This is a genomic window from Nocardia coffeae (assembly GCF_019890715.1).
Lineage (GTDB): Bacteria > Actinomycetota > Actinomycetes > Mycobacteriales > Mycobacteriaceae > Nocardia > Nocardia jiangxiensis.
In genome coordinates this window covers 1-344 of sequence record NZ_JAINZY010000090.1, presented here as the reverse complement: position 1 = coordinate 344, position 344 = coordinate 1, and the positions used below count along the sequence as shown (strand labels likewise).

Sequence of the window (344 nt, the reverse complement as noted above, 5' to 3'; positions counted from 1 at the left end):
GCAACAGCTTGCCGATCATGGGAACGCAACCACCACATGAGGTTCCGGCGGACGTGCAACTCTTCACCGACGCGATATCGCAGGCACCTTCGGTGATCGCACCGCAGATCGCACCCTTGGACACGTTGTTGCACGAACAGATCTGCGCGTCATCCGGCAGCGAGTCGGCGCCGAGATCCGCACCCGCCGGGGAGATGAGTGATGCGGGCTCGGCGGGCAGTGGCCGCCCGACCAACGGTCGTAGCAAGGAATAGGCGGACGCGTCACCGACCAGGATGCCGCCGAGCAGGGTCTTCGCGTCGTCGGAGACGACGAGTTTGGCGTATGTGCCCTTGGCCGCGTCG

General features: G+C 65.1%; 1 protein-coding gene. It reads right to left on the bottom strand.

The features are described from left to right. The coding region (locus K7711_RS47175; RefSeq protein WP_222979745.1) for a (2Fe-2S)-binding protein at positions 1-344 on the bottom strand (344 nt) is incomplete at both ends.